Below are 14,513 nucleotides of genomic sequence, written 5' to 3'. Positions count from 1 at the left end.
GATTTTAAAATACAGAAAAATTGCAAATGAAACCTGGAGGAGGTATTTTAATTGTCACAAATTGAGTGTAATAACCCATAAAACCTTTAAAATTAGCCTCGAAAACCTTACATTTGCGCTGTTTTTACACCACATATTTTTTCATGAAAACCAAAATAGCAGTAGCAAAAGGTGACGGTATAGGGCCCGAGATTATGGCCGCCGTACTCCGCATATTTGAAGCCGCCAACGTACAGCTCGATTACGAGTATGTAGAAATGGGTAAATCTTATTTCGACGCGGGGCACTCAACCGGGATGACAGCCGCAGCCAAAGAAACCATCGAGCGTTTAGGCTTACTTTTTAAAGGCCCAATGGAAACCCCAAAAGGTAAAGGCGTAAAAAGTATTAATGTTACTGCACGTAAAGTTTGGAATACTTATGCCAACCAGCGCGATTTTCGTTCGTTGAACGGTGTTGATACCGTTTTTTCAAAAGCGGGGATCTCTATTAACCTTACTATTGTTCGTGAAAATATTGAAGATACTTACGGAGGCATAGAGCACTTGTTAACAAACGATGTTGCTGTTGGCCGCCGTATCATAACCCGCCCCGGTTCGGCGCAGGTTATACGTTATGCTTTTGAAATGGCTCGCCGTAAAGGTTATACCAAACTGGCTTGCGGACATAAAGCTAACATCATGAAATTAACCGACGGCCTTTTTCTGGAAACCTTCCAGGAGATAGCTAAGGAGTACCCTGATATCGAATCATCAGATATTATTGTTGATGACCTTTGTATGAAGCTGGTATCGCGCCCGGAACTGTTCCAGGCTATTGTGTTAACCAACTTACAAGGCGATATTGTATCTGACCTTTGCGCAGGTTTGGTAGGCGGCCTTGGCTTTGCCCCATCTGCAAACATTGGCGATAACATCTCCATTTTTGAGGCTGTACACGGTACCGCGCCGGATATTGCCGGTAAAGGTATTGCTAACCCTACAGCCTTGTTACTGTCGGGTATATTAATGCTGCGTTACTTAGGCTTCACTACTGCTGCGGCTAATATAGAAAACGCCTTGCTTTACACGCTTGAGCAAGGTATACACACAGGCGATTTTGGTAACCGTTCAACCCAGGCTGCTAATACAGATGGTTTTGCCGATGCGGTTATTGCTAACCTTGGCCAGCTGCCTGAAAAAGGTGCCGTTGTTGCACAGCCTGATATGGAAGTGAAAGCTAATCACGATCATCCGTTAAAAAATAAATTAACAGTTACCAAAGCTGCTACTACCGAAGAAATGGTAGGGGTAGATGTGTTTGTAGAATCGAATAAACAACCAAACGAACTTGCTGCCTTGGCACAACGCAAACAAACTGATAATTTTCAATTGGTAATGATATCAAACCGTGGTACACAGGTTTGGCCAACCGGTTCTATTTTTACGGAACTGGTGAATGAATACCGGATCCGTTTTGAGAAAAAAGACGGTACCAGTATCACCCAAAAAGAGATCTTACATATTGCAGCCGATCTATCTGAAGACTTTAAAGTGTGCTCTGTAGAGTTCTTGATGAAGTTTGATGGTAAAATTGGTTATACCCTGGCACAGGGGCAATAAGACTTTCTAAATAATTCAAAATTCAAAAGGCCTGTTATGCGACGGGCCTTTTGAATTTAATATGTTTCTGATAAGCGGCGTTAAGGATAGGAAGCGAATACCGGCACTTCGACAGGCTTGGTGTGACAGCTGTGGTTAAGGCCTGTGCGCATATGAGCGTAAAGCCCGACCGCAGGGAACGCCCAAATAATAGTTCTGATTATATATCAATCACTACCCAGCGCCCGATTCTTTGCTATTGGTTCAGCTTCATCGGGATTTATTTTTTTTACATACAGCTCATCGGCCAAAATAATAAAGATTGATAACAACGGTACAGCTAAAATAATCCCTAACACGCCGGATAAAGTTCCCATAATAACCTGGCTTATAATGGTTAGGGCAGGGGGAATATTGATCATCTTTTTTTGGATGAGGGGCGTTACAACATTGCTTACAATGGTTTGCGATATCATGTAAAGCAACGCGGTAATAATGGCCGTATTAACATCTTTGGTCAAGGCTATAAGTACGCCTGGTATCATTGCAGCCAGCGAGCCAAAGTTTGGTACAACCTTTAATAAACCCGTCATTAATGCAAGCACCAAAGCTACCGGTATACCTATAATACTTAAGCCCGTGGTAAGCATTACAGTAATGAGTACCATAGATAACATCATGCCCTTAAGCCAGCCTTTTAATGCCTGGCTGGTACGGTCTATTACCTTTTGGGCCATAGGCTTGTTGTTTTTTGGGAATAGCTTAATTATGCCGTCTTTATACAGCGAAGGGTGGGTGGTAAAAAATATCCCCAAAAATAAAATAATGTAGATGTTGCCCAGTACCCCAAAACTGGTGCTAAAAAAGCTTTGCGCGGTTGCAAACAACTTATCGGTGTTATCGCCCGAAAAATAATCGAGTATTTTTGCGCCTATTGGGCCCTCTGCCAGTTTTGCTTTAAGATTGCTGATAGTTTGGGGCAGGCTTTCGCTTAAAATAGCTACTTGCCCTTGTATAGTGGTACCCATAAACCACAGTAAGGTGCCAAGTATCATAAACGAACCTATAACTGAAATGCACATACATAAAGTGCGGTTCCATTTTGTGCGGCGCTCAATTATATCGCCCAGGCCATGAAAGTAAACCGCGATAAGCGAACCCGCCAGCACCATTAACAGCACGTTAAACGCCACACGTGCAATTAGTATAGCAACTACCAGCAAAGCCACAATGGCCACGGTATGCCATACCTTTTCAATATAGGTTAGTTCTTTTTTTGGTGGATTTTCATTGGCTGGCTTTTTATCAGGCATTTTTATGCATTAAGTATATCTACTTAAGGACACATATTACCCATAAAAGTTTTAAAGAATGTTATTCCTTTTATCAGCGCAGACGCTGAAAGTATTATTAAGCCAGGCGTGGACGCCTGGCTTGGCGGAATTTGTTAATCTGATCTTACTGATGCGATGCCTGTACCTTGTTAAAGTACGCTATCAGCTTTTCTATATTGCCGATGCCAAAATGGTTTGCGCGTATCTGCTCAACTACTTCGGGTTCATCGGCCATCACTTCGCTCATTACATCGTTAAAGTTCTCGCTGGTAAGGTGCTGCATAGTGGCTGTGTTACTGCCATAGTAATAGCTCATTTTACGACTGCCGCCACCACCGCCGTCGCCACCAATTGAAATACCCACGCCGCCGCCGTACGATGTACCGTACGTACCTGTGCCAATACCGATGCCGGGCGATACCTGTACTTTTTTGCCACCGCCGCCGCCTTTGCCAGCGCCACGGGTAGCATAAATATTTATAGGCCCGGCAACTGCCACACGTACAAAATCAAATTCTTTTTTGGCCCATGTTTCGTTGCCCGGGGCGTGTGCTACCACAAAGCTGTCCTTGCCGGCCACAAAACATTGCAGGTCACTTGTGCTTAATACGTAGGGTGTGCTTTTTTCTTCGTCCCTAAATTCAATAAATCCTTCATTGCGGATAGGGCCGTTGCCACCAGGGTTGGGGTAAATATAACCGGTAGTTTTAACGCCTTTAATATCGATGAAATAGCCCTGAAGCCATTTTTGCGCCATTGCAGTAGTACTTGTTATGGCCATGCAGAACATAACCAGCGCTGTGGAAAGGATATGTTTTTTATAATTAGTAATCATAAGATTTTTTTGGCATCTGGCCTGTTTTGTAGTAGTTGATCAGGTCGTCCATGTCACCATAACGGAAAGTTTTATCTTTAATTTTAGCCACCACATCGGGTTTATCGGCAAGTATGGTGCTCATAACTTCGATGAATTGTTTTTTCTCCAGTTTGGTTACTTTATCGGGGCTTATGCCATAGTAATAAGTAGTTTTAACACCCCCGCCAACTGATGTGCCCACACCTACGCCCATACCAACATTGCCTGTAAAACCGCCGGTATTTATCATCAGCGGGAAGCCGTTCTTCATAATTTTATTGGTGTAAAGCTTGGTTGGGTTATCAAGCACTACGGTCATAAAAGGACTGTTTTTGAAAAGCACATTGTGCGATACCACAATGCTATCGTTGCCCATTACAAAAGAGTTTATCTTGTAATAGGGGATGGGAAATACTTCCGATTTTTCATCGGCACGATAAAGCACCTGGTCGCCATCTTCGTACTCGCCTTTGCGCGGCGGTGTCCATGATATCAAACCATCAAATATCTCGCCGCTGGTATGGTAAAGCGTACCTGCATACCATTTGCGTTGAGGGCCCTGGGCATTGGTGGTTAAAGTGCCTGCCAGTATAAATATGATGAATAGTATTTTACGCATTGTTTAATTTAAAAAAGAGTTAGGATCTGGTTTTGGTGGTGGCGGGGGTAATGTCCCGGTTTTATAAAACTCGATTGTTCTCTCCAGTTCATTTAAACGCAACGTTTTATCCTTTATTTTGGCAACTACATCCTGTTTGTCGGCCATAATTATGCTCATGATCTGTACGAATATTTTCTTTTCTAATTTACATACATCGTTGGCATTGGTGCCGTAATAATTTTTAGTTTGAATAAAGTTGCCTCCGCTGGCGTACATGTGAGTATTTCTTGCTTCGAATAATTTCATCTCGTTGTTTACAACAACTTTTAAAAATGGATCGTCAATGAGTAAATCGCTTTTTGACACTACGAAACTGTCAGTTTTTACAACGAACGATTTTAGCATTTTCGACGAGACTTTAATCTTATCAGCGTCTTTATTTAATTTAAAATTAATTTTATCGCCAACTTCCCATAATATAAGTCCTTTGTGTTTTTTTCCGTTAAGGTCATAGTAATAACCTTGATCCCAATGCCCACCAAAAAATTGTGCCTTTGCGCCAATTGTAATACTTAAAATACAAAGCAGGAGTGAAATTTTGCGCATAATGGTTTAGATTTGAAACCAAATATAAAAGATTTTTTGACATGATAACTGTTGATCTGCGCAGCGATACCGTAACAAAACCTACACCCGGCATGCTGGAAGCCATGTGGGGCGCAAAAGTAGGCGATGATGTTTTTGGCGAGGACGAAACCGTTAACGCGCTGGAGCAAAAAGCCGCCGATATGTTTGGTATGGAAGCAGCTATTTACTGCCCATCGGGTACCATGACCAACCAGATAGCCATAAAATGTTTTACCCAACCGCTTGACGAGCTAATAGCCGACCAAACCGCGCACGTTTACCGTTACGAGGGTGGGGGCATTGCCTTTAACTCGGGCGTATCAACCAGGTTATTAAATGGCTATCGCGGCATACTTACTGCCGAAATGATAGAGCCGGAAATTAACGAAGAGAATATCCATTACCCGCATACCAGTTTGGTGGTGCTGGAAAATACAGTAAATAAAGGCGGCGGCAGCTGCTACACCCTTGAACATATAAAACCCATTGCCGAACTGTGCAAACAACGTGATCTGAAACTCCATTTAGACGGTGCCCGCATCTTTAACGCGCTTGCCCATACCGGTGACAGCGCAGCAGATTATGGCCAGTACTTTAATGGTATCTCGGTTTGTTTATCAAAAGGGTTGGGCGCGCCTGTAGGTTCGGTTTTACTGGCTGATAAGGCGACTATTAAATATGCCCGCCGGATCCGTAAAGTATTGGGAGGTGGTATGCGGCAAGCCGGTTTCCTGGCTGCAGCAGGTATTTACGCGCTCGACCATCATGTAGAACGCCTTAAAATAGACCATGTGCATTCAAGAATATTGGGCGAGGAACTGGCAAAAATGCCCTGGGTAACCAATGTTGTGCCGGTTGAAACCAATATTGTTTTGTTTGATACCGCCCAGCCTGCAGATGCCATACTGGCTAAGCTAGCCGAAAAAGGCATAAAAGCCAATAGCACCGATACGCACCGCATCCGTTTTGTAACTCATTTAGATATACACGCCGAGCAGGTGGAGTATGTGGTGGATGTTTTAAAAGGACTATAAAGCTTTGTCATTTCGAACGATAGTGAGAAATCTTGTTCAAATGACAGGCGGCGAACTATGCATAATGAACAAGATTTCTCCTCGTACCTTGTTCGAAATGACAATTGCATTCATTATTTAATTGATTTAATTAGTACTTAAAACTTATCCCCGGGTTTCCATGTTTATCCTACACATGAACCGCCTGATAAAAAAACTTGAAAAAATTGGTCGCGACCCCAAAATAACAGCGAAGGCTGTTGGGCTGCGCTATGTATCAGATTCAACGCCGGGTTATACCCGTAAAAAAGCAGGGAAGGGCTGGAGTTATTTAGATGCCGACGGCAACGTAGTGAAGGATAAGGAATTAATACAGCGGTTTAATAAACTGGTGATACCACCTGCATACACTAACGTTTGGATTTCGCCGCATGAGAATGGGCACCTGCAATTTACCGGTAGGGATGCAGCAGGCCGCAAGCAATACCGTTACCATAGCTATTGGAATAAAATACGTAACCAATCAAAATATCACCGGCTGCAAACTTTCGCCTCGCATTTACCTGCTATACGCAAACAGGTAGACCTTGACCTTGCCCGCCGCAAACTCGATCATGAAAAAGTTGTAGCCCTTGTGGTACGCCTGATGGAGCTAACCAGTATACGGGTGGGTAACGAATCGTACAAAAAGCTTTATGGCTCGTTCGGTTTAACCACGTTGATGGATAAGCATGTGAAGATTGAAGACAGCCAGCTGAATTTTGAGTTTAAAGGAAAAAAGGGGGTAATACATAAAGTGGCCCTGCAAAGTAAAAAATTGGCCCGGCTGGTAAAACAATGTCGCGATATACCAGGTAAGGAGCTGTTCCAATATTATAATGACGATAACGAACGCTGTACCATTGGTTCGGGCGATATAAATAATTACCTGAAAGACATTACCGGCGAAGATTTCACGGCTAAAGATTTCCGCACCTGGGCAGGCAGTGTTAGCGCCCTGTATGCATTTAAAGAAGCAGGGGAGTTTGATACCATAACCGAGTGCAAAAAGAAAATAGTGAGCGTACTTGATGAAGTGGCCATAAACTTGGGTAACACCCGCACTGTTTGTAAAAAGTATTACGTGCACCCTACTGTAATAAAAAGCTATGAAGAGGGCACTATTTTTAAATACATCAGCAAGCTTGATGAAGATAAAGACATTAAATCTGCTGAATTAAATATGGCCGAAAAAGTACTGCTGGAGATCCTGGAGAATGAGAAGCTGGCGGAAGCGAGTTGAAACTTTGAAGTTTGTCATGCTGAACGTAGTGAAGCATCTATTCGCCAACATGCATTTGGGCAATTACACAGCTCGCTAATAGATCCTTCGCTATCGCTCAGGATGACAGTTGGAAAAAAGGTTGGCCAGGCTCGCCCCGGCCAACCTTCATAGGTTAACTATTAACTGATCTGATTATTATTTACCTTTTTTTGTGTAGATAAAAACTACACCGTATTTAGCTTTATCACCGTATTTTTTTATGGTATCGGCACTGTTACTAACATTCATTCTGTCTATATCAAACGCGGATAGCTTTTTCATTTCTTTTTCGCTGGCTACTTTGCCGTCTATCACTATTAGCTTATCAGATATACGGTTAATGCTTGTGGCATTTGTGCTATACAAATAATTGCCGTTAGTGCGTAATTCTTTAATTACAAGATCGTCACGCACACCTACACCATTTGCTGTGCGAAGTTTAAGAGGCGACACTTGATAGGCTATTACATTACGGGTACCCACAGTACTACGTAGTTTAGACTCAACACCCGCAACACCCGAACCTTTTATTCCGTTTAATCTTACGAGCCCTGAATCAAGCACAACCTCTCTTATCTCATCCGCAGGGATAGTAGATGCATTGCCGTGCGCAATAACGGTCACATTATTAACTGTGCCTTTAAGGGCAGGTAATGTCCTCACCAATTCCACTTCTGATTTGGTTAGGTTTTTAAGGTTTTTTTGCACGCCATTTATACGGATATTGGTTAGCTGACGCCTGCTGCCTAACTTTTCGGCCAGTGCTTTACCCGCTTCAGAATCTTTTGTGGTGATGAACATAATGTCCTTTTCATTATTAAAGTCGTATTCACCATTTCCACCAAGTATGCGGTTTGCCTCAAATGAGCCTACAATATTAATAGTTGATATAGTTGATGGGTCTACCTTAGAGAATGCTTTGCTATCTATCTTTTTTCCATTCAACACAATGTTCATGGAATCAATCTTGTTACTATTATTGTTATCAGACCTGATATAAAACCTTTGCCTTTTGCCGGTATCGATATCAATTACCGTGTTATAAGTGAGTGCGAGTGTTTGTTTGGTTTTAGCCGTATCTTTTGTTGCTTTAAGTGTAATTGTTTTCTCTTTTTTAACAGGTACCGTATCGGTAATGGTCATGGCGGTTTTGGCAGCTTCTTTAATGGCGCTGGTAACCGGGTCAATTGCAAGCGCAATTTTATGGGTTATTGGTTTGGCAACATCAGCTTTAGATAATGTGAATACCAGTAGTAATGCAATAACCGCGGGCACTACAAACGCATAACGTGTAAGTGTAAATTTCGAAGATCTTTTAGCGTTCATCATAATTATACGTTTTTTTATGGTTGATATATTAAAATGGTTTACAATGCCGGGTGTGGTAGCATTAAAGCTTACGTTTACCAGGCTGTATTGGTAGGTTTTACTATCGAAGCCTTTGTTAAGGATCTTCCTGTCGGTTATAAATTCAATGTTTTCGCGCACGGCTCTTTTCATCAGCCATATACCTGGGTTAAACCAGTAAAATATACTGCTGAGTTCGGCCAATAAAATATCGATGGTATGCCAGCCGTTAACATGGACCTGCTCATGCAACAAAATAGCCTTCAGGTCAGCAGGGGTATGATTAGCCGGATTAACGTATATGCTGCGCCAGAAAGAGAACGGCGCGGCTTCGCCCTGAATAATCCTTACATCATGATCATGGATCTTCGCCGGCTGCGATCTGCGGTATAGCTGGAATAGCGAAAACAGCTGCATCATTAACCTGAACGCTAAAAAAGCTGCACCGGCCCAAAATACCACCGTTGCCCATTGCCAGTAATCAGGTTGGGTGAGGGGTTTTATAAGTGTTTCGGCAGGTGCCTGCCAGTTTAACACTACGGTTTGTACCGGTTTGGTAAGGGCCTCATGTCGCTGCGCGAAACTGCTTAGATCAATTTTGGGGTAAAGGGTAGCAAACAGTATGGCAACCAATAAATATGCCCTGTTTAGCGTATAAAAGGTAAGGTGGCGTAACACCAGGTAATAGCCTGCGCAAAATAGCAGCAGTGCGATATTTACTTTAAACAGAAAGACAAATAAGGCTGGCATGGTATTATTGTTTAGGTTTTTCTATCAGGTTAAGAATCTCTTTTAGCTCGGTAGCGCTTATCTTTTTCTCGTTAGCGAAAAAGGTAACCAGGTCTTTATAAGAGTTTTTAAAGTAATCGCTTACAAAACCGCTCATAAACCGTTTTTTATATTCTTCCTCTACAATAGCAGGGGTGTAGCGGTACGAGTTGCCAAGCTTTTCGCCGGTTACAAAGCCCTTGCGCTCCAGGTTTTTTATGGTTGATGCCAGGGTGGTGTAAGGTGGCTTAGGCTCGGTCATTTGATCAAGAAAATCCTTAATAAAACCAGTGCCTGCCTGCCACACGGCTTGCATCGCTTCTTCTTCTTGTTGTGATAATTTTTCCATTCTATCTACGATTGTTTCGTAAACATACGACTATTTCGTAATAATGCAAATTGTTTAACAAAATTTAACAAAACATTTTCTACTGATACTAAGGCTATTAATAACATATAGCATAAACTCATCGTTTTATAAATCAGTTATTTACAATAATTTGAGCTTGCTGAATGTGTAATTTGTTTAGTTTTGAGTCTTGATACCGTTTAAATATTAATTATAGTAATTATGCCCTTCACAACTACTGTTATAACCGGCGCAACATCTGGCATAGGTAAGGAAACAGCTATGGCACTTGCAAAAAAAGGCCATGCAGTTTACCTGTTAGTACGCTATACGGAAAGGGGTGAGCGCCTTAAACAGGAGATCATAACAGCCACAAAAAATAAAAATATTTATGTAATGCACTGTGACCTTGCCGATATGGAGAGTGTACGTAATGCTGCCGATATATTAAAAGGCGGCTTATTGGCTGTTAATGTATTAATAAACAACGCCGGCGGTATTTTTGCCGAGCGCCGGGAAAGCAAGGATGGTTTTGAAATGACCTTTGCAGTGAATCACCTTGGGCATTTTTTACTGGTAGAAAGCCTTTTGCCTTTATTAGAGAAAGGCCAGGCGCGCATTATAAATGTAAGTTCGGAGGCGCACCGTATGGCTAAACCAAACTTTAATGACCTGCAATGGGCCAAACGCCCATATTCGGCATGGAAGGCTTACGGTACCGCAAAGCTTTTTAATATATATTTTACCCGTTCGCTGGCATTAAAGTACGGCCCAAAAGGCATTAGCGCTTTTGCCTTACATCCTGGTGTGGTTAACACGGGCTTTGCTGCCGGCTTAACAGGTTTTAATAAAATATTAATGCAGCTGGCAAAGCCATTTATGATATCGGCAGAGAGAGGCGCGCAAACCAGTATTTACCTGGCATCGGCAGCCCGTGTTGATGCCAAGAGCGGCAGATACTTTAAGAAACAAAAGCCGGTAAAACCATCAGCAATAGCAGCTAATGAGGAAGGCCGAAACAGATTATGGGAGTTAAGCATGGAACTGGTTGCGCCCTTCTTACATTAATGTCGTAAAATTTTTGTGGCTAATGTCATTATACAGTAAATTGTATTAGTTTAGAAGTTTAAACGCACAACATGACTATCAATAAAAAATTACTGGCCACAATGGCGCTGCTATCTGTAGTGGTATTTATGGCCATGGCACCGGCCGCCCCTGCCGACGACGAAAAGTTTAAGAACCTTAAGGTTTTACCAAAAGATATTTCAAAGGACGAAATGCACAAGGTAATGGAAGAGTGGGAGCATGCGTTAGGTGCACGCTGCAGCTTTTGCCATGTGCGTAACGAAGAAACCAAGAAAATGGATTTTGCCAGTGATGCCAAACCGGAAAAGGAAATGGCCCGCGAAATGTATAAAATGACACAGGCTATCAACAAAAAATATTTCCACGCTAAAAAAGATAGCACCAACAGAATAATGGAAAGCAGTATTAATTGCTATAGCTGTCACCGTGGTGTATCGCACCCCGAGGTTGTAAGGGCATCAGAACTGCCACGCCCACCGCGTAAGGCAAACCCGTCCGCACCGGCACAAGGTACTACACCTGCACCTGAAAAGAAAGAGCGATAAGGTTAAGATTTAACCACAGAGGCTACGAAGTTTTCACAGAGGCACAGAGATTTTTTCTCTGTGCCCTTTGTTTTTACACTTTGTCATGCGAACGTAGTGAAGCATCTAATCACCGCCCATGCATATTCGTTATGCACAGTTCGCTAATAGATCCTTCGCTCTCGCTCAGGATGACAAATGATATTATAAATTTTGTGCTATGACAAAGCCGCTGGCCCATGCCCATTGAAAGTTATAACCGCCCAGCCAGCCGGTAACATCCACACACTCGCCACCGAAGAACATCCCCGGTACTTTTTTGCTCTCGAGGGTTTTTGATGATAGTTCGTTGGTATCTACTCCACCTGTCATTACCTCGGCTTTATCGTAACCTTTGGTACCCGCAGGTTTTACCTTAAACTCGTGCAATAGTATGCTAATGTCTTCCAGCTCGGTTTTTGTTAACGATGCCAGGTTTTTATCCGCAGGGATATAATCAACCAAAGCCTCGGCAAATTTGCGGGTGAAAAGGTTTGAAAGAAAAGCCAGCAGCATTTTTTTGCCGTTCTGCTCGCGTTCCTGTAATATCAGTTCAATAATATCTTTACCGGGCAATAGGTCTATAAAGATGTTTTCGCCGGGTTTCCAGTACGATGAGATCTGCAATATAGCCGGGCCGCTCAGTCCCCAGTGGGTAAACAGTATGTTCTCTTCAAAACTTGCCCTATCATTCCAAACCCGGCAAAAAATACTATTGCCAGATAATTGCTCATACCAGGGCAAATCCTTACCGGTAATGGTCAACGGTACCAGGGCAGGGGAAGTTTCGGTAACCTGCATCTCAAATTTGCGAGCAACACGCAACCCAAAATCGGTAGCGCCCATTTTTTGAATAGGTAACCCGCCACTTGCAATAACTACTTTAGGCGCGGTTAAAACTTGCTGTTTATCGTTCCTTGTGATAGTAATATTAAAGCCGTCCTTAGTTTGTTCAATGGCCGTAACTTCGGCATCGCACCAAATTTCCTGATCAAGATCGTTACACAGGCTGGTAAATACATTCACCACATCCTTTGCCTTATCGCTAACCGGGAAAAGCTGGCCTAAGGTTTTTTCCTTGCCCTCAATACCGTAGGTCTCAAAAAAGTTCACGGTATCATCTACGGTCCACTGCGCTAAAGCCGAGCGACTAAAATGCTCGTTCTGCGAAATAAATTGCTTGTGGGTGGTATACAGGTTAGTATAATTACACCTGCCGCCGCCGCTTATCAATATCTTGGCACCAACGCGGTCGTTCTTTTCCAGTACTAAAGTCCGTTTGCCTAAAAAGCCGGCTTGCACAGCGCACATAAGTCCGCAGGCACCGCCGCCAATAATTATAGCATCAAAGTTTGATTGTTTTGTTAAATTTGCTGTCATGGATGATGTTGCGCAAATATCAGAATTTGGAAAGATACTTATCTTTTTAATTACAGGCGTTGTAATGATTGGTGCATTATTTTTTGTGAACCGACTTTTAGCGCCCCGTAACCCTAATTACGAAAAGTTGACCACCTATGAATGCGGTGAGGAGCCAACCGGTAACGCGTGGTTGCCTTTTAACTCGCGTTTTTATGTTATAGCGCTGGTTTTCTTACTGTTTGATGTAGAGATGGTGTTCGTTTTCCCCTGGGCAACGGTGTTTGGTAACCGCGAAATATTAGCGACTGATGCCCGCTGGGGATGGATCTCGCTTACAGAAATGTTTATATTTTTAGGGATATTAATATTGGGCCTGGCCTATGTTTGGCGCAAAGGCGACCTTGACTGGATAAAACCAAACGTTACTTTACCACAAACAGATGCCCGCATCCCGCAAGCGTTATATGATGACCTGAACGCCCAGCAAGGTAATTTTAAGGTTAGGGCATTTAGTTTAGAAGTGGCACCAACTGTTAACGCCGAGCCTATAAAGCCCGCATCCGCTGCACCTGCTACTACCGAAGTGCGCAAACCTATGTTTAAACCAAGTTTTAAAAAGCCAAGCAATGACGCCTGATCTGACTAACGAAAGCGGTGGTGTAGTGGTCACCAAAATGGACGACCTGCTTAACTGGGCAAGGTTATCGTCACTATGGCCGTTAAGCTTTGGTATTGCCTGCTGCGCCATTGAAATGATGGGTGCAATGGCTTCTACTTATGATCTTGACCGTTTCGGTGTGTTCCCAAGGCCATCTGCAAGGCAGGCCGATGTGATCATCATAGCCGGTACGGTCACATTTAAAATGGCCGAACGTATTAAACGCTTATACGAGCAAATGCCCGACCCAAAATATGTGATATCTATGGGTTCATGCTCTAACTGTGGCGGCCCATACTGGCAACACGGTTACCACGTGGTAAAAGGTGTTGACAGGGTTATCCCGGTTGATGTTTACGTGCAAGGCTGCCCGCCAAGGCCCGAGGCTTTAATAGGCGCTATACTTGAATTACAGAAGAAGATAGAGAAAGAGCATATTGTAGCAGGCGAGCAAGTCGCATCTTAATCCACTACATTCGGCCAAGGTTAAAATCAGATGCTCGTGTTGGTGTAAATAACGTTACTACTCGTAAATGTGATCCAGGGTTAAACAAGGTATCGCCTAAGATTTTTACATCTTGGGCACTCATTTTATTACCCTGTTTTCCTTCCCACCCCCGGCAAAGCTTTTTGTCTGCGTCTACTCTAAAGCTTCCTATATAATGCTTTTCAAAGTCCTGCCCGTAATTTATAATGTACTCGTTCGATTTAAATCTGTCGTCTAAATTCTCTTGCTCAAGCATGGCATTATATTCATCTTCCGGCACAAGATCATAAAAATATAGAGCTTCAATTTTTCCTGATTTAATATCAGGACGCATTTTGGAGTGCAGTAAAAACGGACTGATAAAAATCCCGCGCAAGCCACTGTCGGTGTTGATAGTAATGATATTAGAAATGAGCATGTGTTTAAGGTATTAAGTCTTGGATTTAGCTACTTGCTTGGATTTTGTATAAGGTAAATTTAGGATTTTTTCAACGGTTTCCGTCCTTGTTGGTGACAACACAACAACGGCAGCAAGCTCCTAACTGTCATTTCGAGGGAAGCGCAGCGACGAGAAAT

Annotated in this window: 15 protein-coding genes; 7 read left to right on the top strand and 8 right to left on the bottom strand. The window is 42.8% G+C overall.

What is annotated here, in order from left to right:
• The first annotated feature begins 143 nt into the window (after window positions 1–143).
• Window positions 144–1,601 (top strand): NADP-dependent isocitrate dehydrogenase, encoded by a 1,458-nt coding sequence (locus NPE20_RS15625; protein ID WP_256539615.1) that lies wholly within the window; start codon window positions 144–146, stop codon window positions 1,599–1,601.
• A 206-nt stretch (window positions 1,602–1,807) separates the two neighbouring features.
• Here the strand turns inward: NPE20_RS15625 and NPE20_RS15620 are convergent, their stop codons facing one another.
• The 4 genes from NPE20_RS15620 to NPE20_RS15605 form a co-directional block, all read right to left on the bottom strand.
• Complete coding sequence (locus NPE20_RS15620) at window positions 1,808–2,893, bottom strand: AI-2E family transporter (protein ID WP_256539614.1); 1,086 nt, start codon at window positions 2,891–2,893, stop codon at window positions 1,808–1,810.
• A 145-nt stretch (window positions 2,894–3,038) separates the two neighbouring features.
• Window positions 3,039–3,749, bottom strand: coding sequence for a hypothetical protein (locus tag NPE20_RS15615; protein WP_256539613.1), 711 nt, complete (start codon window positions 3,747–3,749; stop codon window positions 3,039–3,041).
• Window positions 3,739–4,389, bottom strand: coding sequence for a hypothetical protein (locus NPE20_RS15610; RefSeq protein WP_256539612.1), 651 nt, complete (start codon window positions 4,387–4,389; stop codon window positions 3,739–3,741). The genes NPE20_RS15615 and NPE20_RS15610 overlap by 11 nt, the downstream gene beginning before the upstream one ends.
• A gap of 3 nt (window positions 4,390–4,392) precedes the next feature.
• Window positions 4,393–4,977, bottom strand: coding sequence for a hypothetical protein (locus NPE20_RS15605; protein WP_256539611.1), 585 nt, complete (start codon window positions 4,975–4,977; stop codon window positions 4,393–4,395).
• 41 nt (window positions 4,978–5,018) lie between these two features.
• Between NPE20_RS15605 and NPE20_RS15600 the strand changes: the two genes are divergently transcribed.
• Window positions 5,019–6,032 carry a threonine aldolase family protein gene (locus NPE20_RS15600; protein ID WP_290427206.1) on the top strand — a complete coding sequence of 338 codons (1,014 nt, stop codon included), beginning with the start codon at window positions 5,019–5,021 and terminating at the stop codon, window positions 6,030–6,032.
• 160 nt (window positions 6,033–6,192) lie between these two features.
• Window positions 6,193–7,293, top strand: coding sequence for a DNA topoisomerase IB (locus NPE20_RS15595; RefSeq protein ID WP_256539610.1), 1,101 nt, complete (start codon window positions 6,193–6,195; stop codon window positions 7,291–7,293).
• A gap of 177 nt (window positions 7,294–7,470) precedes the next feature.
• Here NPE20_RS15595 and NPE20_RS15590 read toward each other — a convergent pair whose 3' ends face one another.
• Window positions 7,471–9,411, bottom strand: a complete 1,941-nt coding sequence (locus tag NPE20_RS15590) for a M56 family metallopeptidase (protein ID WP_256539609.1) — start codon at window positions 9,409–9,411, stop codon at window positions 7,471–7,473.
• 4 nt (window positions 9,412–9,415) lie between these two features.
• Window positions 9,416–9,778 (bottom strand): BlaI/MecI/CopY family transcriptional regulator, encoded by a 363-nt coding sequence (locus NPE20_RS15585; RefSeq protein ID WP_256539608.1) that lies wholly within the window; start codon window positions 9,776–9,778, stop codon window positions 9,416–9,418.
• 222 nt (window positions 9,779–10,000) lie between these two features.
• Here NPE20_RS15585 and NPE20_RS15580 point away from each other — a divergent pair, with 222 nt between their 5' ends.
• Window positions 10,001–10,846 (top strand): SDR family oxidoreductase, encoded by an 846-nt coding sequence (locus tag NPE20_RS15580; RefSeq protein WP_256539607.1) that lies wholly within the window; start codon window positions 10,001–10,003, stop codon window positions 10,844–10,846.
• Window positions 10,847–10,917: 71 nt separating this feature from the next.
• The gene (locus NPE20_RS15575; protein WP_256539606.1) at window positions 10,918–11,412 is read left to right on the top strand and encodes a c-type cytochrome; all 495 of its coding nucleotides are present in this window, start codon (window positions 10,918–10,920) and stop codon (window positions 11,410–11,412) included.
• Window positions 11,413–11,595: 183 nt separating this feature from the next.
• Here the strand turns inward: NPE20_RS15575 and NPE20_RS15570 are convergent, their stop codons facing one another.
• Window positions 11,596–12,810, bottom strand: a complete 1,215-nt coding sequence (locus NPE20_RS15570) for a BaiN/RdsA family NAD(P)/FAD-dependent oxidoreductase (RefSeq protein ID WP_256539605.1) — start codon at window positions 12,808–12,810, stop codon at window positions 11,596–11,598.
• Between NPE20_RS15570 and NPE20_RS15565 the strand changes: the two genes are divergently transcribed.
• Entirely contained in the window at window positions 12,809–13,429 is a 621-nt protein-coding gene (locus NPE20_RS15565; protein WP_256539604.1) for an NADH-quinone oxidoreductase subunit A, read from the top strand. The genes NPE20_RS15570 and NPE20_RS15565 overlap by 2 nt on opposite strands.
• Window positions 13,419–13,916: an NADH-quinone oxidoreductase subunit B gene (locus NPE20_RS15560; RefSeq protein WP_256539603.1), complete on the top strand. Its 498-nt coding sequence runs from the start codon at window positions 13,419–13,421 to the stop codon at window positions 13,914–13,916. The genes NPE20_RS15565 and NPE20_RS15560 overlap by 11 nt, the downstream gene beginning before the upstream one ends.
• Window positions 13,917–13,920: 4 nt before the next feature.
• Here NPE20_RS15560 and NPE20_RS15555 read toward each other — a convergent pair whose 3' ends face one another.
• Window positions 13,921–14,355 (bottom strand): hypothetical protein, encoded by a 435-nt coding sequence (locus tag NPE20_RS15555; protein WP_256539602.1) that lies wholly within the window; start codon window positions 14,353–14,355, stop codon window positions 13,921–13,923.
• Between the last annotated feature and the right edge of the window lie 158 nt (window positions 14,356–14,513).

It is taken from the genome of Mucilaginibacter aquariorum (genome assembly GCF_024498135.1).
GTDB classification, from domain to species: domain Bacteria; phylum Bacteroidota; class Bacteroidia; order Sphingobacteriales; family Sphingobacteriaceae; genus Mucilaginibacter; species Mucilaginibacter aquariorum.
This window is presented reverse-complemented; position numbering and strand designations above follow the sequence as displayed.

What these genes read in the sequence shown, in the direction of transcription:
- NPE20_RS15625 (WP_256539615.1), top strand. Translation starts at nt 144, where the DNA reads ATGAAAACCAAAATAGCAGTAGCAAAAGGTGACGGTATAGGGCCCGAG.
- NPE20_RS15620 (WP_256539614.1), bottom strand. Translation starts at nt 2,893, where the DNA reads ATGCCTGATAAAAAGCCAGCCAATGAAAATCCACCAAAAAAAGAACTA.
- NPE20_RS15615 (WP_256539613.1), bottom strand. Translation starts at nt 3,749, where the DNA reads ATGATTACTAATTATAAAAAACATATCCTTTCCACAGCGCTGGTTATG.
- NPE20_RS15610 (WP_256539612.1), bottom strand. Translation starts at nt 4,389, where the DNA reads ATGCGTAAAATACTATTCATCATATTTATACTGGCAGGCACTTTAACC.
- NPE20_RS15605 (WP_256539611.1), bottom strand. Translation starts at nt 4,977, where the DNA reads ATGCGCAAAATTTCACTCCTGCTTTGTATTTTAAGTATTACAATTGGC.
- NPE20_RS15600 (WP_290427206.1), top strand. Translation starts at nt 5,019, where the DNA reads ATGATAACTGTTGATCTGCGCAGCGATACCGTAACAAAACCTACACCC.
- NPE20_RS15595 (WP_256539610.1), top strand. Translation starts at nt 6,193, where the DNA reads ATGTTTATCCTACACATGAACCGCCTGATAAAAAAACTTGAAAAAATT.
- NPE20_RS15590 (WP_256539609.1), bottom strand. Translation starts at nt 9,411, where the DNA reads ATGCCAGCCTTATTTGTCTTTCTGTTTAAAGTAAATATCGCACTGCTG.
- NPE20_RS15585 (WP_256539608.1), bottom strand. Translation starts at nt 9,778, where the DNA reads ATGGAAAAATTATCACAACAAGAAGAAGAAGCGATGCAAGCCGTGTGG.
- NPE20_RS15580 (WP_256539607.1), top strand. Translation starts at nt 10,001, where the DNA reads ATGCCCTTCACAACTACTGTTATAACCGGCGCAACATCTGGCATAGGT.
- NPE20_RS15575 (WP_256539606.1), top strand. Translation starts at nt 10,918, where the DNA reads ATGACTATCAATAAAAAATTACTGGCCACAATGGCGCTGCTATCTGTA.
- NPE20_RS15565 (WP_256539604.1), top strand. Translation starts at nt 12,809, where the DNA reads ATGGATGATGTTGCGCAAATATCAGAATTTGGAAAGATACTTATCTTT.
- NPE20_RS15570 (WP_256539605.1), bottom strand. Translation starts at nt 12,810, where the DNA reads ATGACAGCAAATTTAACAAAACAATCAAACTTTGATGCTATAATTATT.
- NPE20_RS15560 (WP_256539603.1), top strand. Translation starts at nt 13,419, where the DNA reads ATGACGCCTGATCTGACTAACGAAAGCGGTGGTGTAGTGGTCACCAAA.
- NPE20_RS15555 (WP_256539602.1), bottom strand. Translation starts at nt 14,355, where the DNA reads ATGCTCATTTCTAATATCATTACTATCAACACCGACAGTGGCTTGCGC.